Source organism: Exiguobacterium algae (assembly GCF_018617875.1).
GTDB lineage: Bacteria > Bacillota > Bacilli > Exiguobacteriales > Exiguobacteriaceae > Exiguobacterium > Exiguobacterium algae.
On the sequence record NZ_JACSKZ010000001.1, the window covers coordinates 241,805 to 268,394 of the forward strand.

The 26,590-nt window shown below is 51.7% G+C and carries 33 protein-coding genes; 6 read left to right on the top strand and 27 right to left on the bottom strand.

The window, feature by feature from the left end:
• Positions 1-3: 3 nt before the first annotated feature.
• The 9 genes from KNP03_RS01180 to KNP03_RS01220 form a co-directional block, all read right to left on the bottom strand.
• Complete coding sequence (locus tag KNP03_RS01180) at positions 4-279, bottom strand: hypothetical protein (RefSeq protein WP_214824050.1); 276 nt, start codon at positions 277-279, stop codon at positions 4-6.
• 168 nt (positions 280-447) lie between these two features.
• Positions 448-804, bottom strand: coding sequence for a GNAT family N-acetyltransferase (locus KNP03_RS01185; RefSeq protein ID WP_214824052.1), 357 nt, complete (start codon positions 802-804; stop codon positions 448-450).
• A gap of 89 nt (positions 805-893) precedes the next feature.
• Positions 894-1,334 carry a peptidylprolyl isomerase gene (locus KNP03_RS01190; RefSeq protein ID WP_214787641.1) on the bottom strand — a complete coding sequence of 147 codons (441 nt, stop codon included), beginning with the start codon at positions 1,332-1,334 and terminating at the stop codon, positions 894-896.
• A 112-nt stretch (positions 1,335-1,446) separates the two neighbouring features.
• Positions 1,447-2,748, bottom strand: coding sequence for a pyrimidine-nucleoside phosphorylase (locus tag KNP03_RS01195; RefSeq protein WP_214824054.1), 1,302 nt, complete (start codon positions 2,746-2,748; stop codon positions 1,447-1,449).
• A 34-nt stretch (positions 2,749-2,782) separates the two neighbouring features.
• Entirely contained in the window at positions 2,783-3,592 is an 810-nt protein-coding gene (locus KNP03_RS01200) for a purine-nucleoside phosphorylase (RefSeq protein ID WP_214824055.1), read from the bottom strand.
• Between the two features lie 13 nt (positions 3,593-3,605).
• On the bottom strand, positions 3,606-4,772 hold the full coding sequence (deoB, locus tag KNP03_RS01205; RefSeq protein ID WP_214824057.1) for a phosphopentomutase: 1,167 nt from the start codon (positions 4,770-4,772) through the stop codon (positions 3,606-3,608).
• Between the two features lie 23 nt (positions 4,773-4,795).
• Positions 4,796-5,680, bottom strand: a complete 885-nt coding sequence (gene xerD / locus KNP03_RS01210; protein ID WP_214824059.1) for a site-specific tyrosine recombinase XerD — start codon at positions 5,678-5,680, stop codon at positions 4,796-4,798.
• A gap of 181 nt (positions 5,681-5,861) precedes the next feature.
• Positions 5,862-6,341 (bottom strand): ferric iron uptake transcriptional regulator, encoded by a 480-nt coding sequence (fur, locus tag KNP03_RS01215; RefSeq protein ID WP_214824061.1) that lies wholly within the window; start codon positions 6,339-6,341, stop codon positions 5,862-5,864.
• A gap of 112 nt (positions 6,342-6,453) precedes the next feature.
• A complete protein-coding gene (locus KNP03_RS01220; protein ID WP_214824063.1) occupies positions 6,454-6,984 on the bottom strand; it encodes an NUDIX hydrolase in 531 nt (176 codons plus the stop codon).
• A 72-nt stretch (positions 6,985-7,056) separates the two neighbouring features.
• On the opposite strand from KNP03_RS01220, the gene KNP03_RS01225 reads away from it, so the two are divergent.
• Complete coding sequence (locus KNP03_RS01225) at positions 7,057-7,887, top strand: aldo/keto reductase (RefSeq protein ID WP_214824064.1); 831 nt, start codon at positions 7,057-7,059, stop codon at positions 7,885-7,887.
• Between the two features lie 5 nt (positions 7,888-7,892).
• On the opposite strand, the gene KNP03_RS01230 is transcribed toward KNP03_RS01225, so the two are convergent.
• Positions 7,893-8,441: a PadR family transcriptional regulator gene (locus KNP03_RS01230; protein WP_240544404.1), complete on the bottom strand. Its 549-nt coding sequence runs from the start codon at positions 8,439-8,441 to the stop codon at positions 7,893-7,895.
• A gap of 123 nt (positions 8,442-8,564) precedes the next feature.
• Here KNP03_RS01230 and KNP03_RS01235 point away from each other — a divergent pair, with 123 nt between their 5' ends.
• Both KNP03_RS01235 and KNP03_RS01240 read left to right on the top strand, forming a co-directional pair.
• Positions 8,565-8,879, top strand: coding sequence for a thioredoxin family protein (locus KNP03_RS01235; protein ID WP_214824065.1), 315 nt, complete (start codon positions 8,565-8,567; stop codon positions 8,877-8,879).
• Between the two features lie 120 nt (positions 8,880-8,999).
• The gene (locus KNP03_RS01240) at positions 9,000-9,362 is read left to right on the top strand and encodes a hypothetical protein (protein WP_214824067.1); all 363 of its coding nucleotides are present in this window, start codon (positions 9,000-9,002) and stop codon (positions 9,360-9,362) included.
• Positions 9,363-9,454: 92 nt separating this feature from the next.
• On the opposite strand, the gene KNP03_RS01245 is transcribed toward KNP03_RS01240, so the two are convergent.
• From KNP03_RS01245 to KNP03_RS01285, 9 genes are all read right to left on the bottom strand, one after another.
• Entirely contained in the window at positions 9,455-10,399 is a 945-nt protein-coding gene (locus KNP03_RS01245) for an NAD(P)/FAD-dependent oxidoreductase (RefSeq protein WP_214824069.1), read from the bottom strand.
• The gene (locus tag KNP03_RS01250; protein ID WP_214824073.1) at positions 10,396-10,977 is read right to left on the bottom strand and encodes a CDP-alcohol phosphatidyltransferase family protein; all 582 of its coding nucleotides are present in this window, start codon (positions 10,975-10,977) and stop codon (positions 10,396-10,398) included. The genes KNP03_RS01245 and KNP03_RS01250 overlap by 4 nt, the downstream gene beginning before the upstream one ends.
• A 1-nt stretch (position 10,978) precedes the next feature.
• Positions 10,979-11,857: an ABC transporter ATP-binding protein gene (locus tag KNP03_RS01255; RefSeq protein WP_214824076.1), complete on the bottom strand. Its 879-nt coding sequence runs from the start codon at positions 11,855-11,857 to the stop codon at positions 10,979-10,981.
• Positions 11,854-12,561, bottom strand: coding sequence for an ABC transporter permease subunit (locus KNP03_RS01260; protein ID WP_214824079.1), 708 nt, complete (start codon positions 12,559-12,561; stop codon positions 11,854-11,856). Before KNP03_RS01260 ends, KNP03_RS01255 begins: the two co-directional genes overlap by 4 nt.
• Complete coding sequence (locus tag KNP03_RS01265; protein ID WP_214824082.1) at positions 12,558-13,331, bottom strand: ABC transporter permease; 774 nt, start codon at positions 13,329-13,331, stop codon at positions 12,558-12,560. Before KNP03_RS01265 ends, KNP03_RS01260 begins: the two co-directional genes overlap by 4 nt.
• Positions 13,318-14,496: an ABC transporter substrate-binding protein gene (locus KNP03_RS01270; protein ID WP_214824085.1), complete on the bottom strand. Its 1,179-nt coding sequence runs from the start codon at positions 14,494-14,496 to the stop codon at positions 13,318-13,320. The genes KNP03_RS01265 and KNP03_RS01270 overlap by 14 nt, the downstream gene beginning before the upstream one ends.
• 13 nt (positions 14,497-14,509) lie before the next feature.
• Positions 14,510-15,256 carry an SDR family NAD(P)-dependent oxidoreductase gene (locus tag KNP03_RS01275; protein WP_214824089.1) on the bottom strand — a complete coding sequence of 249 codons (747 nt, stop codon included), beginning with the start codon at positions 15,254-15,256 and terminating at the stop codon, positions 14,510-14,512.
• Positions 15,253-16,227, bottom strand: coding sequence for an MBL fold metallo-hydrolase (locus KNP03_RS01280; RefSeq protein WP_214824091.1), 975 nt, complete (start codon positions 16,225-16,227; stop codon positions 15,253-15,255). Before KNP03_RS01280 ends, KNP03_RS01275 begins: the two co-directional genes overlap by 4 nt.
• 102 nt (positions 16,228-16,329) lie before the next feature.
• Positions 16,330-17,766, bottom strand: a complete 1,437-nt coding sequence (locus KNP03_RS01285) for an NADP-dependent glyceraldehyde-3-phosphate dehydrogenase (RefSeq protein WP_214824093.1) — start codon at positions 17,764-17,766, stop codon at positions 16,330-16,332.
• A 228-nt stretch (positions 17,767-17,994) separates the two neighbouring features.
• Between KNP03_RS01285 and KNP03_RS01290 the strand changes: the two genes are divergently transcribed.
• The gene (locus tag KNP03_RS01290) at positions 17,995-18,870 is read left to right on the top strand and encodes a chemotaxis protein CheV (RefSeq protein ID WP_214826154.1); all 876 of its coding nucleotides are present in this window, start codon (positions 17,995-17,997) and stop codon (positions 18,868-18,870) included.
• 45 nt (positions 18,871-18,915) lie between these two features.
• Here KNP03_RS01290 and KNP03_RS01295 read toward each other — a convergent pair whose 3' ends face one another.
• Positions 18,916-19,278: an Hpt domain-containing protein gene (locus KNP03_RS01295; RefSeq protein ID WP_214826156.1), complete on the bottom strand. Its 363-nt coding sequence runs from the start codon at positions 19,276-19,278 to the stop codon at positions 18,916-18,918.
• Positions 19,279-19,434: 156 nt separating this feature from the next.
• Here KNP03_RS01295 and KNP03_RS01300 point away from each other — a divergent pair, with 156 nt between their 5' ends.
• A complete protein-coding gene (locus KNP03_RS01300; protein ID WP_214824095.1) occupies positions 19,435-20,370 on the top strand; it encodes a magnesium transporter CorA family protein in 936 nt (311 codons plus the stop codon).
• A gap of 39 nt (positions 20,371-20,409) precedes the next feature.
• On the opposite strand, the gene KNP03_RS01305 is transcribed toward KNP03_RS01300, so the two are convergent.
• Positions 20,410-21,522 (bottom strand): PP2C family protein-serine/threonine phosphatase, encoded by a 1,113-nt coding sequence (locus tag KNP03_RS01305; RefSeq protein WP_214824097.1) that lies wholly within the window; start codon positions 21,520-21,522, stop codon positions 20,410-20,412.
• A gap of 144 nt (positions 21,523-21,666) precedes the next feature.
• Here KNP03_RS01305 and ytzI point away from each other — a divergent pair, with 144 nt between their 5' ends.
• The gene (ytzI, locus tag KNP03_RS01310; RefSeq protein ID WP_214824099.1) at positions 21,667-21,855 is read left to right on the top strand and encodes a YtzI protein; all 189 of its coding nucleotides are present in this window, start codon (positions 21,667-21,669) and stop codon (positions 21,853-21,855) included.
• A 16-nt stretch (positions 21,856-21,871) separates the two neighbouring features.
• Here ytzI and KNP03_RS01315 read toward each other — a convergent pair whose 3' ends face one another.
• The 6 genes from KNP03_RS01315 to KNP03_RS01340 form a co-directional block, all read right to left on the bottom strand.
• Positions 21,872-23,995, bottom strand: coding sequence for a DNA topoisomerase III (locus KNP03_RS01315; RefSeq protein WP_214824102.1), 2,124 nt, complete (start codon positions 23,993-23,995; stop codon positions 21,872-21,874).
• A gap of 244 nt (positions 23,996-24,239) precedes the next feature.
• Complete coding sequence (locus KNP03_RS01320; RefSeq protein ID WP_214824105.1) at positions 24,240-24,521, bottom strand: hypothetical protein; 282 nt, start codon at positions 24,519-24,521, stop codon at positions 24,240-24,242.
• A 14-nt stretch (positions 24,522-24,535) separates the two neighbouring features.
• The gene (locus KNP03_RS01325) at positions 24,536-24,943 is read right to left on the bottom strand and encodes an EndoU domain-containing protein (protein ID WP_214824108.1); all 408 of its coding nucleotides are present in this window, start codon (positions 24,941-24,943) and stop codon (positions 24,536-24,538) included.
• Positions 24,944-25,347: 404 nt separating this feature from the next.
• Positions 25,348-25,821, bottom strand: coding sequence for a hypothetical protein (locus KNP03_RS01330; protein WP_214824110.1), 474 nt, complete (start codon positions 25,819-25,821; stop codon positions 25,348-25,350).
• An 18-nt stretch (positions 25,822-25,839) separates the two neighbouring features.
• Positions 25,840-26,244, bottom strand: a complete 405-nt coding sequence (locus KNP03_RS01335) for a hypothetical protein (RefSeq protein WP_214824111.1) — start codon at positions 26,242-26,244, stop codon at positions 25,840-25,842.
• 43 nt (positions 26,245-26,287) lie between these two features.
• Positions 26,288-26,566 (bottom strand): hypothetical protein, encoded by a 279-nt coding sequence (locus KNP03_RS01340; RefSeq protein WP_214824113.1) that lies wholly within the window; start codon positions 26,564-26,566, stop codon positions 26,288-26,290.
• Positions 26,567-26,590 lie beyond the last annotated feature (24 nt).

Sequence of the window (26,590 nt, forward strand, 5' to 3'; positions counted from 1 at the left end):
GTCTCACGTTCTGTTCATTTCTTCAAAAGATCGCATCCATTCCTCAAGGTCGCGATCATCATGCAAGTATTCGGTCGGCGTCTCCAGTAGGTCCATTCCATACAACGTGGTCAAGCACTCCCATACCTTTTGGTCGTAGAGCGACCAATCGAACCCGTCCTTTTGTTCCAATACCATCATCTGCTCGTACGCCCAGTCGGATAGCGCTTCCCGTGACAGCTTTCGGCTGATGACCAGGTCCAACCTTCTGATCAATTCATCAAGCGTCATTCGATTCATGCCCTCCCCTCAAAAATCGTTACACCTCATTTGATTCAACCTATTCTTCAACAATTATTCTGGTTCTTCTTGTCAGTTGATTTCGCCTTCTTCGTTTCGTCACGATATTCCGAACCGCCCTGAGTAAGACAAAAAAACCGCAGCCACGATTGTGACTGCGGTCTTTGGTCACACGACCAACTGGTTCCATTTATCGAGCAAATCTCCGGTCTTCCCTTTTCCGACGAGTGTCAGGTCGAGCGGAAGAACGGTTCTCACTTCATCGAGCAGTTCATACGAACGCTTCTCGCCACGGAAAGAAGGTGACAAGGCGATATGGTCGATGACCATGATCGTTCCTTGCTGTTCCATCCCGATGACGCCGACAAAGTCCTCGTCGACTTTCCACAAGTAGAGGAACCTCGACTCATCTTCCTCGTAAGACCTTACGAGTTCAAGCAAGCTGAGTGGCGATTTGTCGCTGCAGGAAAATGCGAGCAAGCCCATCGCCGTCTTTTCATAAGAACGTTTATATTTTACCAGCATTGCTGGGTTCACCACCTTTAGTCATTCAAGTTTCACGAAGTGAAGACGTGACAGACAGGGTCCATTGTGCCATAACGTTCAGGCAAAAATCAATTCTCGTCCCAGACCTTCACTTCTGCCATCTTCGTGCCTTGACGAAGTTTGACCGCATGTTCAAGGCCAGACGTCACTTTCCCGAACACTGTGTGTACGCCGTCAAGGTGTGGTTGCGGCTCGTGAACGATAAAGAATTGTGACGATCCCGTGTTGCGACCCGCATGTGCCATCGAGAGTGAACCGGCTTCGTGTTTGTGTGGGAATGAAGTCGATGTCTCACATGGGATTGTGTAGCCTGCGCCACCCATTCCTGTGCCTTGCGGGCATCCGCCTTGGCTGACGAAACCAGGGATGACACGGTGGAACGTCAATCCGTTGTAGAACCCGCTGTTCGCTAGTTTTTCAAAGTTTTCGACCGTGATTGGCGCCTCGTTGTGGAACAAATCAAATTCAATCATTTCGCCGTTTTCAAGTTTCATAGAGCCTTTTTTCATCTTCAAGCAACCCCTTTTATTCAATATGTATCGTACAAAATATACTCACATTGCCCATTCTATCAAAAAAACACACCTGTCTCCACTGTTTTGTGGAAACAGGCGTTCTGAATTATTGAATGACCGCGTGAACGAGTGGACGTGCTTCCGGTTGTGTTGAACCGATTGTGTAAGCATGATCCAAACGCTCGACCGCTGAAGACATGTCTTCGATGTTCGAACGAAGCACCGCGATCACATCGCCCGCTTCGACACGGTCGCCGACTTTCTTCTCGAGTGTGATACCTGCTGCGAAGTCGATTTTATCTTCTTTCGTCGCACGGCCTGCACCGAGGAGCATCGCTGCGACACCGACTTCATCCGCGATGATCGACTGGACGTAACCCGACTCTTTCGCGACGAACGTCGTCTCGTATGAAGCTTGCGGCAATTTCGTCAAGTCATCCACGAGTGATGCGTCTCCGCCCTGTGCTTCGACGAACTTACGGAATACGTCAAGCGCATGGCCGTCCGCGATCCGCTTCTCAAGGTCTGCGTAGGCCTCTTCGAACGTGTCGTAGAAGTCGCCGAGCACCGCCATGTGACCTGCGATCGTAAGGGCAATCGTCTTCAAGTCTTTGACGTCTTTACCAGACAAGACCTCGATCGCTTCTTTGACCTCGTTCGCGTTTCCGATTTCAAATCCGAGCGGCTGATCCATGTCTGTGATGACCGCGATCGTTTTACGGCCGACGTTTTTCCCGATGGCTACCATCTCTTCTGCAAGTGCTTTTGCGTCGTCAAACGTTCGCATGAACGCACCTGAGCCCGTTTTTACATCAAGGACGATGCTGTCGGCGCCGGCTGCGATTTTCTTCGACATGATCGAACTTGCGATGAGCGGGATTGACTCGACCGTTGCCGTCACGTCACGAAGTGCATAAAGGCGTTTGTCGGCCGGTGTCAGGTTACCCGTCTGACCGATGATCGACATTTTAATATCATTTACTTGCTTCGTGAACTGTTCTTCTGTCAACTCGACGTCAAACCCAGGGAATGATTCGAGTTTGTCGATTGTTCCACCTGTATGACCGAGTCCGCGACCGCTCATTTTCGCGACCGGGATCCCGATTGAAGCGACGAGTGGCGCCACGATCAAGCTGATCTTATCACCGACTCCGCCAGTCGAGTGCTTATCGACTTTCTTCCCTTCGATGTTTGAAAGGTCGATCGTGTCACCTGACTTGACCATCTCCATTGTGAGGGCCGCTGTCTCTTGCTCTGTCATGCCGTTGAAGTAAATCGCCATCGACAATGCCGCCATCTGATAGTCCGGGATTGTCTCGTTCGTGTATCCTTCAATGATGAAACGAATTTCTTCCTCGTTCAATTCTCCACCGTTTCGTTTTTTCAAAATCAAATCGACCATACGCATAAGTCTCGTCCTCCTAATAGGAAATATTGTTTGATTACATGCTGCGGATCGTGCCACGTACGAGTGAAAGGAAGTCTTGGCGGACGCGCTCTGTCGTCTCAATGACTTCTTCGTGGTTGAGCGGTTGGTCTAGAATACCTGCCGCCATGTTTGACACACAAGAAATACCGAGGACACGCATGTCTGAATGACGTGCCACGATGACTTCAGGAACTGTCGACATCCCGACGACGTCCCCACCGAGAAGACGTGCCATCTTGACTTCAGCAGGTGTTTCATACGTTGGACCTGTATTTCCGAAGTACACCCCTTTTTGAACCGCAAGACCGAGCTCGCCTGCTACACGTTCTGTGAGCTTGACGAGTTCTTTATCGTACGCCTCTGACATATCCGGGAAGCGTGTTCCGAACTCACTCGCGTTTTTCCCGATGAGCGGGCTCGTCCCGAAGAAGTTGATGTGGTCCGTGATGATCATCAAGTCGCCCGGATTGAAGTTCTCGTTACAAGCACCTGCTGCGTTCGTGACGATGAGTGTCTCGACACCGATCAATTTGAGGACACGTACCGGGAACGTTACCTGTTCCATCGAGTATCCTTCATAGAAGTGGAACCGTCCTTGCATCGCGACGACGCGCTTTCCTTCGAGGTCACCGAAGACGAGTTGTCCGGCATGTCCTTCTACTGTCGATACCGGGAAATGCGGAATCTCTTCATAAGGGATGGCGACCGGGTTTTCGATCTCATCCGCGAGTACACCAAGACCTGACCCAAGAATCAAGCCGATCTCCGGTGTGCCGTTCATACGCTCCTGCAAAAACGCTTTTGTTTCGTTCCAATTTACCATGAATGTTGCCTCCTCAAATTTCGTTTAAGAAACTCTTTCCGTTTGATGGTGCTTTGACGTCAAAGTTTTCAGCGACTGTCGCACCGATATCTGCGAATGTGCCGCGAATACCGAGGTCGACCGGTTTTGCGCCCTTGTGATGGACGATGAGCGGTACGTACTCACGCGTATGGTCCGTTCCGGTGTGAACCGGGTCGTTCCCGTGGTCGGCCGTGATGATCAAGAGATCGTCTTCACGCAGACGCTCCATCACTTCAGGGAGACGCGCATCATACTCTTCAAGCGCGATCGCATATCCTTCCGGGTCACGACGGTGACCGAACAATGCGTCAAAGTCGACCAAGTTCAAGAAGCAAAGACCTTCGAAGTCTTCCTCGAGCGAGTCGACGAGTTTGTCCATCCCGTCCATGTTCGACTTCGTACGGATCGCTTTCGTGACCCCTTCTCCGTCGTAGATGTCGCTGATTTTCCCGAGGGCGATGACATCTTTTCCTGCTTCCTCGAGTGTGTTCATAACCGTCTTGCCGAACGGCTTGAGCGCATAGTCATGACGGTTTGACGTACGTACCCATGCTCCCGGCTCGCCGATGAACGGACGTGCGATGATGCGGCCGAGCATGTACGGGTCTTCGCGTGTGATCTCACGGGCGTATTCGCAAATGCGATACAATTCTTCGACAGGGACGACGTCTTCGTGCGCTGCGATTTGAAGAACCGAGTCAGCTGATGTATAGACGATGAGCGCTCCTGTTTCGACATGTTCGGCACCGAGTTCGTCTAAGATCGCTGTTCCAGAAGCCGGCTTGTTCCCGATTATTTTGCGGCCGCTGAACTCTTCGAGACGATGGATCAAATCATCCGGGAATTCTTCGAACACGCGGAACGGCGTCTCGATATGGAGACCCATGATCTCCCAGTGGCCTGTCATCGTGTCTTTTCCGGCAGAGATTTCTTCCATACGTCCGTATGCACTCGGTGCATCCGAAACGTCGATTCCTTGGAGCGGCTTGATGTTAGACAGTCCGAGTTTACCCATGTTCGGCATGTTCAAACCGTTATGTTCACGCGCGATATGTCCGAGCGTGTCTGAACCTGTGTCACCAAACTCTGCAGCATCCGGCGCTTCGCCGATACCGACCGAGTCCATGACGACCAAGAAAATACGTTTAAACTTCTTCACAAAAAATTCCTCCTTTAAGGTGTCTAGGCGCGAGGGTGATGTTTTCGATAGACATCATGCAGACGCGACTTGTTGACGTGCGTGTAGATTTGAGTGGTTGCCAAATCGGCGTGCCCGAGCATTTGTTGGATGGCACGTAAGTCGGCCCCGTTCTCGAGCAGGTGCGTCGCAAAGGAATGGCGGAGCACGTGAGGGGTGATTTCCTTCTCGATTCCGGCTTCTTTCGCACGTCGTTTGATCATCTTCCAAAATCCTTGACGGCTCAGTCTGCCGCCTCTTCCATTCAAGAAGAGTGCATCGGTTTCACGTCCACCAAGACCGTTTCGGGCTTGTTGGATGTACCGCTCGACGAAGCCTTGGGCGACAGAAGATACCGGGATGATCCGGGCGCTCTCTCCTTTGCCTTCACACTGTAAATACCCCAATTCGAACTGCAAATCATCCAAATCGAGACCCAAAAGTTCACTGACACGCATCCCGGTCCCGTACAGCAGCTCAAGCATCGCCCGGTCCCTGAGTGCGAGCGGGTCTGATGTCGGCACGCTGTCGAGCAGACGCTCGACTTCTTCCTGCGACCATGTGTCAGGGAGATGCCGCTCGGCCTTCGGGGATTCCAGATAAAGTGACGGATCGGTCGTCGTGACGCCCGTCATCTTCAAATGATGATGGAACATGCGAATCGAGCTAACAGCACGCCGTAACGACGAGGCCGCTCGACCGGCTTGTGACAGTTCTTCGATATGCTTGACGATATGGGACCGCGTCACGTCGTTCCAATCTTCGACCCCGAGTTGTGTCAATGTCGAAACGTATTGGGTCAAATCGCTCGCATATGCCTGTCTCGTGTTGGCGGACATCCGTTTTTCTACTGTCATATATTGCAGAAATGACTCGACCTGCGAACGCATTTTACCCTCCTCCTTCCTCGTAACACCTGAATACGCTTACAGCATATCACTTATGTAAACTGTTGTGAAGATGTCTGACCTCATTTTTTTATAAGGTTTTTGTGACAATTTATGGTGACGTTTTCACAGATCTCGAAAAAATAAAAAACCGCTCCTCATTCGAGAAGCGGTTTGATGGTGTTTACCCGTTGATGACTGCTTTATGACCTTCGAGCGTGACGCCTTTTGCCTGACATACTTTACAGATGCCATGGAACGTCAAGCGATGGTCTTTGATTAAAAATTCATATTTGCTTTCGACTTTTTTCTCAACGTCGACGAGTAGGTCCTCCATGATTTCTTCGACCGAACCACACTCGACGCAGACGAGGTGATGGTGTGAATGGTTCGCCCCTTCCGGACGAAGGTCAAAGCGTGCGACACCGTCGCCGAAGTTGACTTTATCCACGACCCCGAGTTCAGTCAGAAGCTCAAGCGTCCGGTAAACGGTCGCCAGCCCGATCTCAGGCGCAATGCCTTTGACGAGCATGAACACGTTCTCCGCGCTCAAGTGATCGCTCTCGTTTTCTAATAGAATCCGGACTGTCGATTCACGTTGTGGTGTCAGTTTATATCCTTTGGCGCTCAATTGCTGTTTAATTCGTTCAATCCGCGTTTCCATAAGGCGCCCCCTCTTAACATAGTTCGCTACTGAAATCATACCGAAGTTTGATCATTTTTTCAATTTAAAATCATTCCTATGTAAGTGTATCACATCCCCACCTAGATTAGAATTATTTTAATCTGGATAATTGCCACCATTGAATCGCCATGATCGTCTTCGCATCCGTGATCTGACCGGTCTCAAGCAAGGACGCCGCCTCTTCAAACGCATAGCGCTTCACGTTTAAAAATTCGTCCTCATCCAGATTCATCTCGCCGGCTGATAATCCTTTCGCGACAAAGACGTCGACCCGTTCACTACAAAATCCTGGAGCCCCGTAGAAAGAAAAGATTTTCTCAAGCGACTCGGCCGAATAGCCCGTCTCTTCTTCTAACTCGCGGCGCGCACTTGCGAGCGGCTCCTCGCCTTTTTCCAGTTTCCCAGCCGGAATCTCGAGTGACATCGACTCGAACGCTTTCCGGTATTGTTCGACGAGCACGATCCGGTCCGACTCATCCACGACGAGGACTGCGACAGCCCCGTTATGGTAGACGAGTTCACGGACAGACGTCCCTCCGTTCGGAAGGGAGACGACGTGTTTTTCGACGTCAAAGATTTTTCCTTGATAGATGACTTCCCGTTCAATTGTTTTCTCTTCCATATGCGTTCCCCTCACTTTTCGATATACTCTGATTATGAGACAAACATCTTTCCCGAACAAGGAGGAAAAAACATGAGTGAACTTGGACTAGGAACGATGACGATTTTAAAACACGGGGAGGACGAAGCCCGTCGTATTCTCGAGACCGCCATTTCTTCAGGCATCCGTCATATTGACACCGCGGACGTGTATGCGCGTCATGACGTCGAACGGATCATCGGGGAGGTCATCCCGTCCCACCGCGGCGACCTGTTCCTCGCCAGTAAGGGCGGGAATGAATTGACAGAAGACGGCATGCGCTGGAACCCGTCCCCTGATTATCTCGAACGAGCGCTACACGGCTCACTTGAGCGACTGAAGACCGATTACCTGGACTTATACTATATCCACGGAGGGACGCTTGAGGATGACCTCGATGCGACGATCGAATTCATGCGGGAACAGAAGCGGCAGGGACTCATCCGACAGATCGGCCTGTCTTCGATTCGACCGAACGTCATCCGGTATTGGCTCAAGCATGGGGAATTAGACGTTTGGATGACCCCGTATTCTCTCCTCGACCGTCGTGCCGAGACGCTCGATCGAAAGATCCCCGTAGTCGGGCGTGGTGTCCTCGCCAAGGGGTTACTGACGGATGAATGGGAGCAACGGTTGAGCGACCGTGGTTTTGAGGCGTGGCATGCGGATGAGCTAGCAGGTGAGCTGGCACTGATGCCGCGACCGATTCAAGCGTATGCTTTGGCCGCGGCCCGTCGGTTCTGTGACGTCGTCTTGCCCGGTGCCTCCTCGGTCCAGCAGCTTGAAGAGACGATTGCCGCTGATCGCACTGAAATCGATGAAGCCCAGCTTGACCGTCTACTTGCCCGGCTTCCGGTTCATCCATATAAAAAACACGTGACCTGAATGAATCAGGTCACGTGTTTTTGATTTCGTGCTTTCATCTGTTCGATGGCCCAATCGGCCCATCCGGCATAATTCTCCATCATGCGGATCGCATACTCGCTCGTCAACAAGTAGCCGAGCGTATCTTCGTCCGCTTGATGCTCTTCCTGGAAGAGGCGAATCTGTTGCGCGACTTGTTCGTGGTGGATTTTCGTCTCCTCGATGTACCGAATCGCCTCATCGAGCGGCAGCAGCTGCAACAGACTGACACGGAGCAAGTTCTCATCTTTCATTTTAGGTTGGAAAGAGGTCGGTTGACGCAGCCAGTTGATCAGTTCTTCACGACCGTGGTCTGTGATCGAATAAATCTTTTTGTCCGGCAACTCCTGTTGCGAGACATGCTCCGCCGAGACGAGCTCCTCTTCCTCCATCTTCAACAGTTCGCGGTAAATCTGTGTATGGTGAGCGTGCCAAAAGTGAATCATTTGCGCCTTAAACGTCGCGTTCAACGCGTAACCGGTCGCAGGCTGATGGGTCAATAATCCGAGCAGTGCGTGACGTAACGCCATTTCCATCACCTTTTCCTTATCATACTATTTTCACTAGTGTATCATAATCTACGAAACATTCGGGAATGTCAACCTGTTGACGACACGTTTAAAACCCGACAAAATAGATAGAAGAAAGGAGAGTTGCCCATGCAACCGATTCAATCAGCTCAACAATTTGAAGAGGCGACGAAAGAGCAAGGGATGGTGATCTTCACGACATCCTGGTGCCCGGACTGCAAACGTCTCGCCATGTATGTCGATGAGCTCGTCAAAGATTACCCGCAGTTCAACTGGCACGTCGTCGACCGCGACGAACTGCCGGAACTGTCCGACTCACAAGAAGTCCGTGGCATCCCGTCACTTCTCTTCTATAAAGACGGTGAAAAACAAGAGCACCTCCACTCGGCAAACGCCAAGACGGAGATGCAAATCCGCTCGTTCCTCGATACGATTCAAGCATAAGACCAAAACCTGTAGCCCGCTACAGGTTTTTTTGTGATTTTTTACCAATGCCCCATCCATTCCTTTATACTGAAATCAAAATCTAATCACTGACATGAACAGAAAAGAGGTTGATCCCGAATGAAACGTCTTCGTAATTCGCTTTTCGCTCTCTTCTTTACCGCTTCATTCTTGACCGGATGTACCGAAGAACAGCCCGTCGATCAGACCCAACCTTCTCCAGAGGTATATGAAATCACACGTGCCGCCTTCGAATACGTGAATACACTGGATGGGGTGACCATAATGGACGGCGACCTCGAGCAAGCGACCGTTGAATCCACCGTTGTGGATGACCGGTATGCCCTCCTTGATGAGGGGTATCTCGGCCAAGAAGCCTGGCTCGTCACGTTCCCGATGGATGAGAACCGGGTCCTCGAGACCCCTCAGGTCCTGATCGCTCCGGTATCGTATGACGTGATCGGACTTATGCCAAGTGAATGAACGTAAAAAGAGCGTTCTTCCTAAGGTGAGCGCTCGCTTTGCGCCGTAAAGATGAATGTTCACTTCGACCACAACGATGTGGTCTTTTTTCTTTATCCAATCAGCGATTCAGATCGCTTGAACCGTCTTATATAATTCCTGTCGATGAACCGTTTCAACACATACGGCAGGCGCCCATGCCAAGTGAACGAATCGAATGTGAGCAATGCTTTTCCCGGCGTCGTCAATAAAATATTCATCGATTGCCTTTGCCTGAAGGGCCGGTGAGTCTCCCCCAATAACTGGGCGGCAACATATTTCCCGGACCGGACCGCATCGACGCCCCCGTTCAAGACTTCTGCCATGTCACCCGTCACAAAGATCTCAGGATAATCGATCTGCCGTAAATACGCATCCGTCGGGATGAATGCGCCGCTGTCGGCCAGTCCCGATTCTGCCCACCACTCGACCGGCACGATTCCGGTCGCATCAAGTACGAGCTCATCTTCGACATGGACCCGTTTCTGTTTGATGACGTTCACACCGGAAGCGACGAGTTGGCGTTCGATTTGCTTCCGTGAACGAGTTGGCAATTCGGGCAAAATCTCAGGGGCATAGAGCGTGACCGCCTTCGAGCGGACACAGACGAAGGCAAGTTCAACCCCGGCCTTTCCGCCTCCGAGTATGCTCAATCGTTCGCTCGCTTGAATCAATTCGATCAACTCGGACGTCATCGGTTTTAACCGCAGCCCGGTCCCCCTACTTTGCGCACCTGTCGACAGGACGAGCTTGTCATAAGGAACCGGTCCGATTTCGGTCATAACCCGCTTTGCGTCAGGGTCGATCGACAGTACCCGATTCGCCACCGGTGACACGTTCGGTAAGGGCACGGTCGCAGAATTCATGAGCCCGGCCAGCACTTGCGGAAAGGCACCGGTATAAATCGTCGTCATCGAACCGATGAACACGACCTCATAACGCTCTTGGAGTGCATCGAGCCGGTCCAACAGTTCGAGTTGCCCGTGTCCGAGCCCTGCGAGCACGAGACGCGGCTTCATCGTAAGATCCTCTTCGCTTCAATGAAGCGTTGTGTGATCGTCACGACCTCCAGCAAGAGGAACAAGAGCGCAATCCCGCCGACCCAGTTCGGGAAGAGGATCATGAGCGTGAATAAGATGAAGCATTCCGTTCGCTCGATGATCCCGGGCTGATAATAAAACGTCTTCTCGGAACGACGGGAACTGCTTGCCCCGACTGCGAGGAACAACGTCATCGCCACGACGAACGAACCGACAAGCAGTAAGAAGATCGGCATGAATTCCGGATAGCGGAGTGCCAGCGCGATCACGACCGACAACTCAACAAACCGGTCGAGGACGAGGTCGAGCACCGTCCCAAATCCGCTCGTCCGGGAGCGCCGAGCCATCGTGCCATCCAATACATCGAACAGCCCGGAAAGCCACAACAGGGCGACCGCCGTCCAGTGCATATCATTATAGATGAACAGCCCGACAGAGATACCGATGATCCCTCCGAGCAGGCTCACCTCGTTCGGGGTGAATTTCCATTTCAACAGCCGGTCGGCTCCCCGTTCGATGACAGGCTGAACCCACCGACTCCCATACGTGTCTAGCATGTTACTCCTCCTTCTTCTTTATATAGTAGGTCTCGTCGACTTCATAGCGTTCGAGACTCGGTAAAATCAAATACGTGCCGTCCGCGTCCTGATATTCGCCAAACAGCTGTCCGAACCGGAACAGCTTCCGTTTTAGCACGACCGGGTCACCGGACGTTTCGTTGACAATCACACGAGTTGCCGGGAGCGAACGCCCCTTCACCGTGACAAATTCCCCGAAATCAGACGAGGTCTCGTACAACTGGTCCGTCGTCCCGGTCTGACTCACCTTACCGTCTTTCAACAAGGACAAACGGTCGGCCATGAGCATCGCCTCCTCGCGGTCATGCGTAACGAGGATGGTCGTTAAGTTCAGCTCCTTCACCAGATCCCGAATGAAACGTTGTAGTTCATATTTCAGTCTCGGGTCGAGGTTGGTGAACGGCTCATCGAGCAAAAGCACCTCCGGCCGGGCTGCCAAGGCGCGGGCCAGACTGACGCGTTGCTGCTCCCCACCCGACAGTTCATGCACCTCTGCATCGTAACGGTCTTTCAGATGCACCGTCTCCAGCCATCGTTCCGCCTCTTCCCGGTTTTTCCGGGGACAGGCGAGTGCGACGTTCTCGCCCGCGGTCAAGTGCGGGAACAACAGGGTCGACTGTGAGAGGATGGTGATGTTTCGTTTATGGGCCGGAAGATTTCCGAGCGGAACGTCTCGCCAATAGACGTCGCCGCGGTCAGCTGCGGTGAGCCCGGAGATGATGCGTAAGAGGGTCGACTTCCCCGACCCGCTCACCCCGATCACGGCATGGATCTCGTTCGGTTCGACAACCAGGTCTACACCATCGAGGACGTCCGTTTTGCCGAATCGTTTATGCAGTTGCACCAAGCGAAGCGTCATGATAATCGTCCTTTCAATCGACGTACGAACCACGTGCTCAATCCACCAAGCCCTATGTAAAGGATCAAGGGCAAAAGAATCAACATCCACGTATTCGTCAGCGCGCGGGAACGATCATTCCCGGCGTAGGTTTGATAAAAATCCGTCGTCACGGTCGAAACCAGCCCTGCCCCGATCAATTGGACGAGTGCGAACTGACTGAGCAGAATGACCGTCGTGAACAGGATAATCGTGCGAATCGACCCCGAGAAGAGCGGGATCAGTACATACAAGATGCGTTTGAAGGGTGGTAACCCGAGTGATTGTTCGAGCATCGGTCTACCGATGACGTACATCCCATTGTATGCCAAGCGGATCGAGTACGGGAGCGTCGCCATCAACAAGGCGAGCCCGACCCCGATGCGTGAGCCGATGAGTCCGACTTCCGCAAAGACGAGATACATCCCGAACAAGCTCGCCAAGAGCGGGATGAAGAGCGGCAAGAAGACGAGCCATTCGACCCATGGCTTCAGGCGGGACTCCGTCCACATGAGCCACCACGCTAAGGTGAAGGCAAGCCAGACGTTCACGAGCGCCAAGACGAAAATCAAACCGATTGTCTGTAACATCGTCTCTTGACTGCTTGCCTGAAAATCAGGTGACGCCCGAAACAATCCGATGAATGGAAAGAGGACAAGGCAGACGATGAAGAATTGACGGATCATCTTCTCACCCCTCTCTCGATTCGGCGCCGGAGTCTGTGCGTCGCCATGTAGGAGACTACCACTCCGCCTGTAACAAAGACCGTCCATACGAGCGCGACGGCGTATGGCTCACTCGACTCCAAATAGAGTCCTGTCGAGAGGCGGTCATATGCGAGAACTCCGAGCAACTTCGGATAGGTCACGCCGAGAAGGGACGGGACCTCGTACGCAAACGAGATAAACGCCGTCAAGATCCAGAACGTATCGAGGAGCGGCTTGATCAAAAAAGGGAGTTCGGCATGCCTGAATTGCTGGACAGGTGAGAGTTGAAGCGTTCTCGCCATATCACGATAGCCCTGATTGACCTGCTCATAAGTGACCCCCATCATCAAAAAGACGAACGGGACTTCTTTCCACACATACGTCAGGATGACCGTCACATAGTGCGGCTCATTCGCATCAAACCACCCGCCGCCAGATTGTCCTGAAAATAAGATCAAAAACAAATAGGCCGCAGCGATGTGCGGGACGAACATCGGGAGACGCAGGACCCGGGAGACGAATGGCCACTGCCTAAACGACACGGTCCGCGCGAGCCACGTCCCGATCAGGAGTGACATGCACGTCGACGCGAGGACGACGTACAAGGTGATGCCCAAACTATCCCGCCACGTTTCATCCATCCATAACGTCATCCAATCCGTCCCCCTCGCCCCTTGCGCGAGGAACAACAGCGAGACGACGGATAGTAGAGACACGGCAATTGTCAGGAGGACGCTAGCGGACAACACGTGGCCACTCCTCACGGACTGCGTCGATGATCGCCGGACCATAGTCCGGGACCGCACGCTCACGAAGCAGGTCCGGGTCTGGGTACGTCGTCCCCGCCTCCAGCGCTTCAAATTCAGCCTGCTCCCGGTCATTCAGCTTCGACAAGTCAAGTGACGTCCCGTCTCCCCAGTACTCGGCACTCTGCTTGACGCGTTGTGCCTCCGGTGACAGAAGCTCATTCATGACGACGAGCGCCCCGTCCGGATTTGGGGCATTGTACGGGATTGCTAAAAAGTGGGTCGAGGCGATGGAGTGATCAAGGACGAGCGCCTTGGTTTCTTTCGGGAAGACGCCTTCCCTCACCTCCGCCTCGGCACGGCGCTCATTGAAGCCCATCGTCATCCAGATGTCTCCTGAAGCGTACAGCTGGTCGAGCTGTTCGAGTGTCGGTGGGTACGTCCGCCCCTCCTTCCACAAATACGGTCCCCATGACGTCAACTCATCCCAGAACGTATCCTCGATTTCAGTCCCGTCAGACAGTCCGGTCCCATACCGCGCTACGAGCAGATGACGGATGAAGGCGTTCCCGGTGAAGTCGGTCACTTCAGGATACGTGAAGCGGCCTGGATTGTCTTCGGTCCAGCGCCGTAATTCTTCAAAAGTTGAAGGCGGCTCCGCTACTTTCGCCGCGTCGTAATGAAGGACGAACTGGACGTTTCCCCAGGCGAGCTCGAGTCCGTCAGTCGGGGTGCCGGCATCTGACTGCTGTGCCGTCTCGTTCAACAAATCGGCGTTCGGTACACGTTTCGGGAGTTCATCTCGCAGTAAGCCTGCTTCCCGGGCGTTTCGGAAATTGTCTCCGTTAATCCAAACGAGGTCGATACTCCCTTGCTTGCGGTCTGCTTTCTTGTCGAGAGACAGTTGCCGGATGAACTCCGCGGTGTCCATCGGTACCCGGTTCAGTTCAATACCATAGCGCTCTTGAAGGCGCGGAGCGACAAAGTCGTCGAGATAACGGTTGATTCCTTCATCCCCACCCCATAAATAGAAATTGACGGTCGTTTGCTCGGAAGCGCTCACCGCATCCTCGAACGAGTCGGAAAACGAGACGCTCGACTCCGATCCGCAACCGGCGAGTGACCAAACGAACAAGCTAAGCAGTAACCCCATTCCCCATGTTTTCATCGGTCTCCCCCTTTTACTTTTTGTCAAATCCCCGTTTTGCCAGCAGTTCGAACAAGGATGGACAGATTGCGTACACATTCGCACCAAGGTTCATCCACCACGGCGCATTGACTTCACGCTTTCGCTTCTTCAAAGCGTGAACCACCCGGTCCGCGAGACGCTTTGGGTCGAGCATGATTCGTTTGACACTCGCCGCATACTTCCCGCTCTTGTCAGCCCGCTCAAAGAACGGCGTGGCAATCGGTCCCGGGTTTACGGTCAACACGTGGATCCCGTTTGGTTTCAACTCGAGTCGCAGCGCATTGGAAAACTGGAGAAATGCCGCTTTCGACCCTGCATAGACGGCAGACTTCGGAGTCGGGACTTTGGCGGCTTGTGAGCAGACGTTGATGATGGCCCCGCCCGGTTCCATCAGTCTAGCGCAATCACGGGACAGGATCATCGGTGCGACCGCATTCACATGCATCGTCTCCTCGATGACGTCCGTCGTTTGATCCGTGACAAGATCAAACTCGGCGACCCCCGCATTGTTCACCCAGACGTCAAAATGCCCGTGCGTCCGGATCACGTCTTCGACGAGCGATGCGTACGTCTTGGTCACATCCGCCACGAGCCATTCGCCGGACAACTCTGCGGCGAGCCGCTTTAACCGTTCCTCGTTCCGGCCAATCAATAACACGTTATACCCTCGTTCATAAAAAGAATGCGCCAATGCGGCACCGAATCCGCTTGACGCACCTGTGATGACTACTTTGTTCACTGTATCGCTTCCTTTTTCACATAGATCCATTTTTCGTCGACCCGTTGCCGTTCGACGTCCCCACGTTCTTCGAGCAGACTGAGACGGGCGAAGACTTCACTAAAGACGAGCGGCATGCCGCGTCGCATTTTTCGACCGTACAGCTTCATCGACCAGTCGAAGACGCTCAGTCCGTCCTCCCAATCCGTCAACAGCTGTTCGCTTCGCATATACCGTTGCTCGATCCGGTCCTCGATCAAGGACGCCGGATGGTGAATCGGTTCCCCGTGGCCACTGACGACGAGCTTCAATTCGATGGTCTGCAGTTTTTTGAGCGAATCGATATAGAGGATGACCGGTGAGGCAAATCCTTCATCATCATACGGTTGCTCGATGAGCGGGTTCGGCTCGACCGTATCGATCAAGTGGTCACCAGCAATCAATACCCCGCCCGGTCCGATCAGGCCGAGTTGGTCGCTCGCATGACCCGGGAGGTGAATCGTACGCCACGCCCCGTCCGCTGTGATGGCCTGACCGTCCGTGAAGGTCATCGTCAAGGTCGTCGGTCCGATCCAACGAAGGGCCTCCCGATAGTCCGGCAACTTTTCGACGAGCGGTTCCGGCGCGCCAAATGAGAGCGCCAATTCATGTAAAAAGGCATTGCCCCGCTTTAAAAAGTTAGGGGTTTGTTCTAAGTATCTGACGAGCTTCTCGTGCCCGTATACCGGGATCGAGGCATCGCGCAGTCGCCATGCTTGACCCGCATGATCGGCATGGTGATGCGTCAAAAATAAAAAGTCGATGTCTGTTAACGACAGTTCGAGCTCCTCGAGTTGGCGGTTCAGTGAAGTCCACGCCTCTTCCGTATCCGGTCCACAGTCCACCATGAAAAAACGGTTCATATGCTCGACGATATATACGTTCACGTTCCCGACCTCAAACGGTGTCGGAATGTCGAGCCTTGCCAGTTGGCTAGAAATCCAGTCCGCCACGTCTTCACCACCCTTTCTACCTATCTTTAATCATTATACCCGTCTGAAAGATTTGTTTTCAATGAAACAAAAAAAGAGGGGATTTCTCCCCTCAAAAAATGATTATAAGTTGATGACCGTCACTTTATCGCGTGTCATCGTTTCAAGGCTGCGCCCGATTCCCTGTACACCAAGGCCGGACTGCTTCACGCCGATGAATGGGAAGTGGTCAGGACCACGTTCCGTACGTCCGTTCACCTGGACCGTACCGACTTCCAATTTATCCGCGACCGTGAAGGCGTTGTTGATGTTTTGCGTGAAGACGCTCGCTTGAAGACCGAATTCCGATTCGTTCGTGAGTTCGATCATCTCGTCGACCGACTTCACACGGATGATCGGAAGGACCGGTCCGAAAGGCTCTTCCCAAGCGACGCGCATGTCACTTGTGACATGGTCGAGCAATGTCGGGTGAAGGAGGTTCCCTTCACGCTTGTTGCCGTGGACAACCGTCGCTTTTTTGTTGACCGCATCGTCGATCAAGCCCTGAACATAGTCAGCCGACTTTTGATCGATGAGCGGGACGATGAAGCTGTTTTCAGCCGGTGAGCCGACCGAGAGTTTTTCGACACGTGCTTTCAACAAGTCGACCAACTCGTCAGCTTGTTCTTCGAGGACGAAGACACGTTTGATTGCCGTACAGCGTTGACCCGAGTACGAGAATGCCCCGTTGACGATCTGGTCAGCCGCCAGCTTCATGTCCGCATCTTCGAGCACGAGTGCCGGGTCTTTTCCGCCGAGCTCGAGCACGACCGGTACCATCGAGGCTTGTTGAGACAAGTGTTGACCTGTGCCTGTCCCGCCAGTGAACGTGATCATGTCGATGCCCGGGTGTGACGTCAAATAGTCACCGATGACCGAACCGCGACCTGTGACGAGGTTCAAAAGCCCAGCTGGTAGACCGGCATCTTGAAGTGCTTCGATCATTTTGACACCACTGATTGCGCCTTGTGTCGCCGGTTTAAAGACGACGGCATTCCCAGTGATGAGTGCCGGTGCGATCTTGGCAGCCGCCAAGTTTACCGGATAGTTGAATGGTGAGATCGCGAGTACGACACCGAGTGCCTCTTTCTTGATGATCGCCATCTTGTTTTTTGAGCCGCCAGGGAACGAATCCCCTTGCATGAACCCGCCGTTGAAGCGGATGCCTTCCTCAGCCGTGTAGCGGATGATTTCAGCGGTACGAACGACTTCTTTCTTCGCATCGTTCAAGTTCTTTCCGACTTCCTGCATGATGATCTGACCAATCTCATCGACGCGTTCTTCAAGCTTTTCAGCCCATGCGTATAACAGTTCGGCACGCTTGTTGACCGGAAGCGCCGCCCATTCCTGTTGTGCACGTTTTGCGCCATGGATTGCCTCATCGACTTCGTCGCGTGACATTGCCTGGACACGACCGACCACTTCATCCGTGTATGGTGAAACGAGTTCAATCGTTTCCTTCGATGAAGATTCCTGCCATTGTCCGTTAATTAAATATGGATATGTGTTCATACTCATCATCTCTATCTGCCTCCTGAGTAAGCTGTAATATCTCGTTGCCAACCCCATTGTATGCAAAATTGTTCGACCGGAACAACTATAAAGATTCAGTTTATGTAATGTAAACGGTTTCTCCAAAACTTTTTGTGAATTCCGACCCGACTTTGACACTTTTATACTATAGATTTGTTCAAAGGAAACCGATAGTAAGGTAGAGAGTACGTGAATTAGGAGGGACAACCATTGAGCATGGACCATAACATCTTACTTGAAGCTGGGACGAATGAATTAGAGATCGTCATTTTCCAAGCCGGACCGTTCTTGTTCGGCATCAACGTCATGAAAGTGCGTGAGATCATCACGATGCTTCCACTGACACCACTCCCGGGTACACCCGAAGCCATCATGGGACTCATCGAGTTACGCGGCGAGGTCATGACCGTCATCGATTTACCGATGGTCATCAGCCATCCACGTGAAGTCGGAAGCGACGACCGTTTGATCGTCTGCGAGTTCAACGGTGAGAAATCGGTTCTCCGTGTCGACCAGGTGACGGAAATCAAACGCATCTCATGGGAACAAATCGATACGCCTTCAGACCTTGCGCGAGGTGTACAAGGAATCACGAACGGTGTCGTCAAAACTGGTGACCAGATGATCATCCTCCTTGACTACGAGCGGATCGCCCTTGAGCTTTCCCGCAAAGACATCATGGCACGCGAGTCAGTCAAACGACTCGGTGCGCGGGAGCGTTCGAACAAAAACATTTGGATCGCGGAAGACTCGGAAATGTTGCGGACCCTCATCCTCGATACGTTGGATGATGCGGGGTACTTCAACACGACAATCTTCAACAACGGGAAAGAGGCACTCGAGGCGTTCGAGGCAGAAGGAGCAGAATGCGACCTTCTCATCACGGATATCGAGATGCCGCAAATGGATGGTCTCCACTTGACGAAACGTCTCCGTGAGATGGACCGTTATGCCTCACTCCCGATCATCATCTTCTCTTCACTCATCTCGGATGACTTGAAGCACAAAGGGGAAGCCGTCGGGGCGAACGCTCAGATCACGAAACCAGAAATCGGGATCCTGATCGCGACGCTTGATGAATTCGTCGGTTAATCAAAAAAGAGGTTCCACGACTTGTGTCGCGGAACCTCTTTTACATTACGTCAATTGTTCGAAGTGCGTATTCCATTCAATCAGGAACCGTTCCACCTGCGTCTCGATTTCAAGTAAGAGCGAATCCGCCCCGTCGAGTGCTTCCTTCTCCCCTGCCAACTCCAGTTCATGGAACAGGGTGGCCGTCTGTTCAAGCCCGACCGAGTAGGAGGCACCTTTTAACAAGTGGGCCAATTGCTCGACACGCTCGGCGTCGGTCTTGTCCACCGCCTCTTTCAGTTCAGGGTATTTTGCCTCGAACTGCTGAATATATGTTTGTGCGATTTTATTTAGAAACTCCATGTTCCCGTTTGCGATTTGATGGAGCTCCGCCAACTTTTCTTCGTTAAACAGAGCGTCTTCGGGCATTTTCGTCAACCCAATCCCTCCTCAATCCACGATTCCAATCACGTTCCACCCAACTGTAACATGTTTTCGAGAGAAAACAAAAAAACTCCTGCTATGGATTGCACTCTATGAATCGGCTACCTATAATAAGATTGAGTTAAGGTAGGAGGAAGATGCATGCTGACGATTTACCGTACTGACGCATCAGGCCGTGTGGACGAAATCGAAGACTTTGATAAAGGGAGTTGGATTCACCTCGTAAATCCGACAAAAGATGAGGCCGATCAAGTCATCGAGGCCTCCGGCATCCCGGAAGACTTCATTTATGACCCACTCGATATTGAAGAGAAACCGCGTTTTGAAAAAGATGATGAAGGGCTCTTGATGATCATCGACGTCCCGTATGTCGAAGAAGACGACACAGGACGCGCCTACAATACGATCCCGCTCGGTATTATCGTGACGGGCCGCCATTTCATTACCGTCTGTTCCCGTGAACTGGACGTGTTGAATCTGTTCGTCAACGGGAAGGCGCGGCTGTTCCGCACGAATTACCGGAGCCGCTTCGTTTTTCAGATTTTACATCGCGTGAGTATGACGTACTTGCGCTTCTTGCGCCAGATTGACCGGCGCATGGACGAGCTCGAGCAGGAATTACAACGCTCGATGCGAAACCAGGAAATCTTTCAGTTGATGAACCTGCAGAAATCCCTCGTCTACTTCATGACGTCCTTGAAGGCGAACGACAGCGTCCTCGACCGCATCGTCAAAACGCCAAGTTTAGAGAAACATGAAGAGGACGAGGAACTCCTCGAGGACGTATTCGTCGAACACCGACAGGCGATGGAAATGGCGTCGATTTACAACGACATCATCAGCATCAAGATGGAGGCATTCGGCTCGATCATCTCGAACAACGTCAACTTCGTCATGAAATTCCTGGCATCGATCACAATCGTCCTCAGTATCCCGACCATGATATCGGGGATATTCGGGATGAACGTCCAGGTGCCTTGGGAAGGGCAACCGTTCGGTTTCATCATGGCCATCACCATGATGATCGGGTTCTCAGGACTCGCCTTTTATATTTTATGGCGGAAACGATACTTCTAGACAAAACGTCCTGGCGCAATGGATTGCGCCAGGACGTTTTTATGTGATCTTGACCGTGACGAGACAAAGGTCGTCATCGATCTCAATTTTAGGTACGAGTTCTTCGGCCACATGTCGACTGTAGTCCAGGCCGTACGTGTCGATGTCTTTCTCGAGCCAACGAATCCCGTCGTCGATGTCTTTGCTGTAGCATTCCATCAAACCGTCCGTATACATATGGAGGGTCATGTCAGGCGTGATCGCAATCTCTTTCGACTCATAATTCGGTTCTTCGAACATCCCGACCGGCACGCCTGTCGTCTCCAATCGACAGTTCCCGTCCGGTGACGAGACGATGACCGGCGGATGACCGGCATTGACATACTCGATACGGCGCTTCGTCGTGTCGATATAACAGTACACGGCGGTGAAGTAGCTGTGCATGTCATCTCCCGAGAACAAGAACGTCATCTGGCGGTTCAGCTCCGTCATGACGTCGACCGGATATTGAACGTTGCCGACGAGACCCGGAAGGATCGACCGGATCCCCATCGTGATAAGTGCCGACGAGACCCCGTGCCCCATGACGTCGAAGATGATGACCCCGTAGCGGTCCGGTGCGACCTGGAACCAGGCATACATATCCCCCGCCAGTTTTTTCGATGGCAAGTAAAGGGCGCGCAGATCGATCTCTTCATTGCTGATCGGTGGGGTGAGGGCACTTTGTTGAATCTTTTGCGCGAGGTCGAGGTCGTATTGAAGTCGCGCTTCATACATCTTCCGTTCATCGACCGCCGCCTTATAGCGAAGTGCGGAACGGATACGGGCGAGGAGCTCCGTCACTTTGATCGGCTTCGTCGTATAGTCGGACGCCTCGGCGTCGAGCCCTTCGGCAATTTGTTTCTCTTCTGTACGACCGGATACCATGATGACCGGCAGTTCATCATATTCTGGCATCTGGCGAATCCGTTTGCACGTCTCGATTCCGGAGATCCCGGGCATCTCGACATCTAACAGGACGAGATCATACAGCGATGGGGCTTGTGGAGACATCAGCAAATCGAGCGCCTCTTCCCCGCTTGCGACCGATACCGTCTCATAGTCGTGCTTGTGCAGCAATTGCTCGAGAACGAGTGTATTGACCGGTTCGTCGTCTACAATCAAAATCGCCATGGATATCCCTTCCTTCTCTACGTATTAACCTTTTAATATTGTATCATATGTTTTCAAAATCATAACGATTTCCCTCCAATCTCTCGTTGTTGAAGAGACCGGACAAAATTTGGCATACTAAGAAGGTAGAAAGAGGGGGATCATATGGCTTGGTTATTCGCCGTCAGCGGCTTGATCATTTTGCTCGTCCTAGTCGCATCCATCGTCGTCATCCAAAAAGGATACGCCTATAAAGACAACAAAGATGATATCGTGCTCGATTATGATGAAATCAACCGTCGCATCGAGTCCGAACAGGAAGAGAAGGACAAACCACAAGGGCCGCCAGTATAAATGGCGACCCTTGTTTTTATTTGAACTCGAAGCGGAGCGTGCCTTTCTCCAAGTAGAGGGAGGCGTTGAACGTCTTCTCCCCTTTTTTGAACGTATGGACGTTCGACTGTCCGCCATTGATCATTTGCAGCAACTCGTCCTTGGCAAGTCCGACACCGAGCACTTGCTTTGAGACGGTGAAGCGACAGCCTTCCCGGAATCCGCTGCAGCCGATAAATTTCGGGTGTTCGACAAGCCCTTTCCCGCAGCTCGGGCAAACCCCGAATGACGCCTTAGGACGAGCCGTTTTTTTGCCGTATCGCTTCGGCTCGATCGTATACCCTTCCGGATTCGCCGCCTCGACGCGCGACCTCGCCTCCTCGACGAGGTGGATCGACATCTTCTTCGCCTGCTCGATAAATTCGGCGGCAGAAGCGGACGCCTGGCCGATCTCATGGAGACGCTTCTCCCACTTCGCCGTCATGACCGGAGAGGCGAGGATGCTGTCACCGAGGACGTCGATCAACAGTCTGCCCTTGTCGGTCGGGACGAGCTCTTTTTTCTGCAGTTGGACGTATCCGCGCTTTTTCAAGCCGTCGATAATGTTCGCCCGGGTCGCCTCGGTGCCGAGTCCTTCGACCTCTTTCATAATATGAATCAACTCTTCGTCATCGAGCTGCTTCCCGGCGACTTTCATCGCCATGATGAGTGCCCCTTCGGTATACCGTTTCGGAGGCTCGGTCTGTTTGGATAAGACCTCGACCTTCTTCTCTTTCACCGTATCGCCGACTGCGAGCGCCGGGAGCTCGACGTCTTTTGATTTCATCTCGACGACTTGACGATAGCCGGGGCTGACGACGACCGTCCCTTTCGCCCGGTACAAATCATCCCCGTCCAACAGGTCGAGTGTCGTCTTCTCCAGCTTCGCCGCCGGGGCGAACGCCGCCAGGAAACGGCGATTGATCAAATCGTACAGCTTGGCCTCGTCCCCGCCGAGACGTGTCACGTCCCCGCACGCCTCCGTCGGGATGATCGCGTAGTGGTCACTGACCTTCTTCGCGTTGACATAACGGCGATTTTTGGACGGGTCCTCGGTCAACACGTCCTTCAGTCCGGCATAGGCCGCCGACTTCAGCAGGCGCGCCTTCGTCTGCGGGAAGAGTGTCGCCTCGTCCGGCGTGACGAATCCGGAGTCGGTCCGGGGATAACTGATCCACCCTTTCGTATAGAGCTTTTGGGCGATGTCGAGCGTCTTTTTCGCACCGAATCCAAACCGTTTGCCGGCCTCTGCCTGAAGACCGGACAAACTGAACCAAAACGGCGGCTGTTCGATCTTCTCTTCTTTGTCAATCGCCTTCACGGTCGCTGTCCCGGAGGCGCGTTTCACGACGGCGTCGGCCTCCTCACGTGACTTCAGCTTCGTCGTCTTGCCGAGCGTATATTTCGCCTTGAACGTGCCGCGTCCTTGTTGGAGCGTCGCCTCGACTTCGAAATACGGTTCGGGGACGAACTGCTTGATCTCGCGCTCCCGGTTGACGATCAAGGCAAGGGTCGGTGTCTGAACGCGACCGAGCGAGAAGACGTCCTCGATACCGATCGTCTTTAACAGCGTCGTGTAGGCCCTTGAGGCGTTCATGCCGACGAGCCAGTCCGCACAGGCCCGGCTCATCGCCTCGTGGTAATAAGGAATCGTCTGCTCCCCGGGCAACAGTTGGGCGAAGCCGCGGTCGACCGCTTGCTCGGTCAAACTCGAGATCCAAAGTCGGGCCAACGGCTTTTTGTTACCGGCGAGACGTAGGATGAGACGGACGATCGCCTCCCCTTCCCGCTCGGCATCGGATGCGATGATGACATCGGTGATCGAGCGGTCATGGAGCCATTTTTTGATGGCATAGAACGGTTTCGACTTCCCTTTCGAGATTCGGTAGTCAAACCTCTCGGGGACGATTGGTAAGGCTTCATACTTCCATGATTTCCATTCCGGCCGGTAGTGTGAGGGCTCCTGGAGCTCGCATAAATGACCGACCGCCCAGACGACGATCGCCCCTTCCGGGAACCGGGTACATGGAGCAATTTCAATTTCGTCTTTTTTCTTTTTAGATGGATACGGCGCAGCCAGCTTCTGAGCTTGTGATGGCTTTTCCGCGATAATTAGTCTCATAATAACTCCTTAATCCGCCTTGAACTTTTAAAGCGGTACGTGCAATCAAAATCAAACCTGCTCTTATTTTACTATATCAGGCGAAGGATGAGTACAGGTGGAGCGGAGCATTTGAGTGTGCAGGGATAAGGTTGGTGAATGCTTAAGGGATTTTAATAGATGGTTTTTTTCATTAATAAAACCTTGAAAGGCATATAGTCAATCAAGGTTTTAAAATTAATTCTAATTCTATTTTCTAATTTCTTTAAAGTTCTCCCCCCCATTGTAAAAATTCCATCCAGAAATCCCCCTCAAAAACTGACTCTCTATCTAATCCGTAATAAATAGCAAGTTCTTTCCAATCATTAAAATCAAAATTATCAGGGTATTTTCGGACACTCATCAATTCAATTACTAACCCCTCGAATGACATTTCATATTCTCCATGCTCGTAATAATGCCGAACTTCTTCTAAACCGTCATTAGGAATTTTTTCTTCTGAAGCTAATATAAAACTTGCTAATTTCTCATTATGTTTCCTATCCATATTGCCCCTCCAGTCTATTTTAATCTTGGTGGGTACGCCGTTGAAATCTTTCCTGCATGATGAGGGTGAGTCGGTGGGTAAAAATCAACCCTTATTTTAACTCCATCACGTACACCTATTGCATATGGTGAGTTCCACTTTCCAATTCCTGTTACTGCCTTAGGGTCTGTTGCTATATCTGAGATATTATGAAGAATACGTTCATCACTCCAATTTGCAGGGCACTCATCCTTTCCTTTACCAGCACCAGCTCTGTGCCTGTTAAGGATATGGTCTTTTCTGAAATCTGTTAAGTCAACAGGATTATCAATTTTTGATAATCCTTTTCCTGTATTACCTGTACCCTTAGCACCCAACTCCGACGTCGCCGCTATCTCATCCGCACCCTGTGTCGTCGATTCGGTCTTCCGCTCATTCTTCACATATCACGTCTCTGTTTTCGCGTTCCGCTGACTGACGCTCGAGCTATCGGAAGTCTTCGCAGTGCTCTTTCTCGTGAAGCGTTGCTGGACCTTGGTTTTCACGGTGGTGACAAACTTCTTCGTATTTCGGATCAAGCCCTTCTAAAAAATAGCGCTAACTCGTCACCATCTAGTTTAACAACAACTTCACCACTCGAGACATAACCTCCAGTAGACAAAATTTCAGAGACAATAAAACGACCTGTGTCTTGTTTGATTCAAAACACAAGCCGTTTAGCTCGTTTTCATTCTCTTCCGGTTCCCGCATAAAGAACGAGGTACTTTTATTAGACTGTTCGTGAAATAGAGCTCAGTTCAACTTGACAATCATTTGATTGTCAAGTTTGTCCAAAACTAATTACTTTTTATAACTTCTTCAAAGGAGTTATATCACTATATTTAATATACGATTCGAGTATTGACAATATTTCTTTTGTTACAACCAGTTCACTTCTTTGTGAGAGACTAAAATGTTTTCCTGTCCAATCTGAATAAGATTTTTTCTCCACGTGGACTGTACCAAGTGGTATCAGTCTAATAAATTCAGGCAACTTCTTATTTGGATATAGTTCTTCAAATTCCTCAGATGTTGTAATATCACAGTTTTGTGTTGAATAATCATTTAAGCCATTAGCCATTAACTGATTATTTAATTCTTTAGTTATAATGAAGCATGGAGTACATTCTAGTAATGCGTCTCCTAACCAGCCATCAAATTTGTAGTGCAAATATTGCACCCTCGACGCCCCCCCCTCTTTTCTTATTTCTTCATCTGTACCAAATACTGTATTCTCTCCGAGTCCTCCTGCGACCTCAGGTTCGAGAAGATATAATTCCAAGTTTTTTCCCTCCTTCGTTTATTTTATTGGTGGATTGAACTGACCACCATATTTTTTGTCTATTTGATCTCTCATCAAATCCAATTCTTCCCTTGTTGCATTTGGATTCTCTCTATAGAATTTGTTCCAATCCTTTCTAATTTTCGATAAGTGAATATCACTGTTTAATTCTTTAGGAATTCCTCTTAAATTTCCAATTGAATGCATTTCAGCTTTTGTAATTAGATTTGGATACCTTTTTAGAACTTGTTGTTCAATAGCATGATGTACAACTACTTTTCCTCTTGTTTCAGGATAATGAGTAAAAAATGTTTCCCTGTAATCACTAACACCTTTACTCGCACCCTTAGCACCAATCTCCGAAGTCGCCGCTACCTCATCCGCACCTTGTATCGCCGATTCGGTCTTCCGCTCATTCTTCACATATCGCGTCTCTGTTTTCGCGTTCCGTTGACTGACGCTCGAGCTACTGGAAGTCTTCACAGTGCTCTTTCTCGTGAAGCGTTGGCTGGGCCTTGGCTTTCACGGTACCCGCTAACTTCTTCGTGTTCCGGTACGATTTTACCCCTACCGTCTTCGTCGCATGCAGGGCCCGGCCCGCTATCCGTTTCGAACTCGTCTTCACCACGGCCTTAGCCACTATGTAGGTGGCTCGCACTGTTTTGACCGCTTTGTAGGTCGCGCGCGCCGCCTTGGCCGCCTTCCCGACCAAGTTGAGTCCCGGCACGAAGTTCGACGCGATCATCGCCGCGGCACCCAGCTTCTGGTA

Bases quoted from the DNA above. Each gene is read 5' to 3' on its own strand.
- KNP03_RS01180 (WP_214824050.1), bottom strand. From the start codon at position 279: ATGAATCGAATGACGCTTGATGAATTGATCAGAAGGTTGGACCTGGTC.
- KNP03_RS01185 (WP_214824052.1), bottom strand. From the start codon at position 804: ATGCTGGTAAAATATAAACGTTCTTATGAAAAGACGGCGATGGGCTTG.
- KNP03_RS01190 (WP_214787641.1), bottom strand. From the start codon at position 1,334: ATGAAAAAAGGCTCTATGAAACTTGAAAACGGCGAAATGATTGAATTT.
- KNP03_RS01195 (WP_214824054.1), bottom strand. From the start codon at position 2,748: ATGCGTATGGTCGATTTGATTTTGAAAAAACGAAACGGTGGAGAATTG.
- KNP03_RS01200 (WP_214824055.1), bottom strand. From the start codon at position 3,592: ATGGTAAATTGGAACGAAACAAAAGCGTTTTTGCAGGAGCGTATGAAC.
- xerD (WP_214824059.1), bottom strand. From the start codon at position 5,680: ATGCGTTCGCAGGTCGAGTCATTTCTGCAATATATGACAGTAGAAAAA.
- fur (WP_214824061.1), bottom strand. From the start codon at position 6,341: ATGGAAACGCGGATTGAACGAATTAAACAGCAATTGAGCGCCAAAGGA.
- KNP03_RS01220 (WP_214824063.1), bottom strand. From the start codon at position 6,984: ATGGAAGAGAAAACAATTGAACGGGAAGTCATCTATCAAGGAAAAATC.
- KNP03_RS01225 (WP_214824064.1), top strand. From the start codon at position 7,057: ATGAGTGAACTTGGACTAGGAACGATGACGATTTTAAAACACGGGGAG.
- KNP03_RS01230 (WP_240544404.1), bottom strand. From the start codon at position 8,441: ATGGAAATGGCGTTACGTCACGCACTGCTCGGATTATTGACCCATCAG.
- KNP03_RS01235 (WP_214824065.1), top strand. From the start codon at position 8,565: ATGCAACCGATTCAATCAGCTCAACAATTTGAAGAGGCGACGAAAGAG.
- KNP03_RS01240 (WP_214824067.1), top strand. From the start codon at position 9,000: ATGAAACGTCTTCGTAATTCGCTTTTCGCTCTCTTCTTTACCGCTTCA.
- KNP03_RS01245 (WP_214824069.1), bottom strand. From the start codon at position 10,399: ATGAAGCCGCGTCTCGTGCTCGCAGGGCTCGGACACGGGCAACTCGAA.
- KNP03_RS01250 (WP_214824073.1), bottom strand. From the start codon at position 10,977: ATGCTAGACACGTATGGGAGTCGGTGGGTTCAGCCTGTCATCGAACGG.
- KNP03_RS01255 (WP_214824076.1), bottom strand. From the start codon at position 11,857: ATGACGCTTCGCTTGGTGCAACTGCATAAACGATTCGGCAAAACGGAC.
- KNP03_RS01260 (WP_214824079.1), bottom strand. From the start codon at position 12,561: ATGATCCGTCAATTCTTCATCGTCTGCCTTGTCCTCTTTCCATTCATC.
- KNP03_RS01270 (WP_214824085.1), bottom strand. From the start codon at position 14,496: ATGAAAACATGGGGAATGGGGTTACTGCTTAGCTTGTTCGTTTGGTCA.
- KNP03_RS01285 (WP_214824093.1), bottom strand. From the start codon at position 17,766: ATGATGAGTATGAACACATATCCATATTTAATTAACGGACAATGGCAG.
- KNP03_RS01290 (WP_214826154.1), top strand. From the start codon at position 17,995: ATGGACCATAACATCTTACTTGAAGCTGGGACGAATGAATTAGAGATC.
- KNP03_RS01295 (WP_214826156.1), bottom strand. From the start codon at position 19,278: ATGCCCGAAGACGCTCTGTTTAACGAAGAAAAGTTGGCGGAGCTCCAT.
- KNP03_RS01300 (WP_214824095.1), top strand. From the start codon at position 19,435: ATGCTGACGATTTACCGTACTGACGCATCAGGCCGTGTGGACGAAATC.
- KNP03_RS01305 (WP_214824097.1), bottom strand. From the start codon at position 21,522: ATGGCGATTTTGATTGTAGACGACGAACCGGTCAATACACTCGTTCTC.
- ytzI (WP_214824099.1), top strand. From the start codon at position 21,667: ATGGCTTGGTTATTCGCCGTCAGCGGCTTGATCATTTTGCTCGTCCTA.
- KNP03_RS01315 (WP_214824102.1), bottom strand. From the start codon at position 23,995: ATGAGACTAATTATCGCGGAAAAGCCATCACAAGCTCAGAAGCTGGCT.
- KNP03_RS01320 (WP_214824105.1), bottom strand. From the start codon at position 24,521: ATGGATAGGAAACATAATGAGAAATTAGCAAGTTTTATATTAGCTTCA.
- KNP03_RS01340 (WP_214824113.1), bottom strand. From the start codon at position 26,566: ATGATCGCGTCGAACTTCGTGCCGGGACTCAACTTGGTCGGGAAGGCG.